This is a genomic window from Arsenophonus nasoniae DSM 15247 (assembly GCF_000429565.1).
In the GTDB taxonomy this organism is placed as follows: domain Bacteria; phylum Pseudomonadota; class Gammaproteobacteria; order Enterobacterales; family Enterobacteriaceae; genus Arsenophonus; species Arsenophonus nasoniae.
Genome location: NZ_AUCC01000204.1, coordinates 1 through 1,821, shown reverse-complemented (window position 1 = coordinate 1,821; position 1,821 = coordinate 1). Strand labels below are relative to the sequence as shown.

The following is a 1,821-nucleotide window of genomic DNA, read 5'->3' as shown; positions in this document are numbered from 1 at the left end:
AATCTCTGTAATTTTCGAGTGACCGTGCTTTCTGTAACTTCCGGTTATCTTCCGCTTCCTCGCCCGTTCGCTCGCGTTGCTCGGTCACTTGGCTGTGGCGAGCGGGGGCGGTTAAATTTTAAAAAGATTTTTTGGTTTTTTTTAACGCAGGAGACGTTGAGACGGAGCGCAGCTTGCGAGCACCGAACAGCGTCGACGAGGAAGCTGAAGTTAGTTTGTTGCTAATGAGTTGTATGTAGCTCTCTCCAAAACTTCAAGATTAAGAGAGGAGAACTAGATGTTAAGTTTTTGATTTTAAATAATTTTAATTTTTTATATGTTTAACAAGCTACTGAACATATATGTTCAGTATTATCGAACATGTGTTTATAAATAGATGTTCGTTTTTTCATAAAAGGTGTTTGACATTAATAACAACTGTGTTTATAGTTTTACATAAACAGATGTTTAAAATTGTGAACCTATATGTTTATAGATAATGTGGATATGCGGAAAAATAAAGACCTTTTTATTCAATTTTCCGAAAAAAATATTGGTGCTGTTAGAGAGATATTTAAGAAAAATACCGTTTCGGGTGATATTTTTTTATTCTTAACCGAATTTATGAATAAAAATAATGCGGTAGTTTGCTCACATCGTGTTCTTGAAGAAGTTACGGGTAAAAAAAGAACAACTGTAAGTTTAGCTATTAAGTGTTTAAAAGATAACGGATTTATAACCATTCTAAAAATGGGTACAAGTAATGTCTATGTTCTAAATCCTCATGTGGTATGGAGGGCATGGAGAACAAATAAAGCGTATTGCAAATTTGAGGGACCCATTTTACTTTCAAAAAGTGAAAATGAAAAAATTACAAAAGAAATGCTCAGATCAATAAATATTGATGAGTAATCGCTGATAGCAAGAGTTTTCGCCTCTTACTACCAGCTAACCCTAAACCTACCGATGATAGGAGTAAGGCTAATGAAAAAGTCTACCTTCCGCGTGCTCGTCTGTGAAGCACCGAATCAAATTGTTAAATTATCACATTCCATGAGAACGGTGAAGGGTTATCTGAAATAAGATTATTTTTTATATTTATTAATGTATTGCATTAGTTTTAGGTAAATTTTTTGTATTCATTTTTGATAATAAGAAATGTTTATATTGGAATTTTTGTTATCAAATTTGATAACATAATGTTTTTTGATATCATTTTTTTGGAACATATAATTGATTTATGTGATAACAAATGTTAGAGTTAACCGAACAAACGTTATCATGAGTATTAAACATGAATGTTAAGGAATTGAATTTGGAAGAATGGCATTTAGTGCACAAGACAACAGGTGAGTGTATGAGTATAGACATCCTTAAAACTCAGGATGGTGGTTCCTTTAACAAAGTCTTCCTTAATGAATTAGCTTTAATGATTGGTTGTACAGGTAACGGAAGTGAGAAAGTTTTGGGATGGATTTTAAAAAATAAGAATAATCAAAATGAAATACATGGAACTCAAAGAGAGATAGCTAAAGAAGAGTCCGTTGGCGTTGCTACAGTTGCTAGAGTTTTTAAAGCATTAAAAGATAATGGTTACTTAAAACAGAAAAGATCAGGAACCTACCTTTTAAACCCTAGCGTAATTCATTATGGAGGAGTAGGAAATCGTTTAACTATATTACGAATTTGGAATAACTTAATTTAAAAATAGTCGGTACTTGCTGAGATCGTAACTCCCAACAAGCACCTAATCCAACAACCTAACTATCCTAGGAGTCGGACTATGCAAAATAGTACCTTCCGTGTGCGCGTAATTGAAGCGCAAAATCAAATAATCGAGTT

Annotated in this window: 2 protein-coding genes; both read left to right on the top strand. The window is 33.2% G+C overall.

The window, feature by feature from the left end; genetic code table 11:
• Positions 1-465: 465 nt before the first annotated feature.
• On the top strand, positions 466-891 hold the full coding sequence (locus G468_RS21840; RefSeq protein ID WP_051297194.1) for a replication/maintenance protein RepL: 426 nt from the start codon (positions 466-468) through the stop codon (positions 889-891).
• Between the two features lie 403 nt (positions 892-1,294).
• The gene (locus tag G468_RS0117455) at positions 1,295-1,684 is read left to right on the top strand and encodes a replication/maintenance protein RepL (RefSeq protein WP_211229684.1); all 390 of its coding nucleotides are present in this window, start codon (positions 1,295-1,297) and stop codon (positions 1,682-1,684) included.
• Positions 1,685-1,821: the final 137 nt, after the last annotated feature.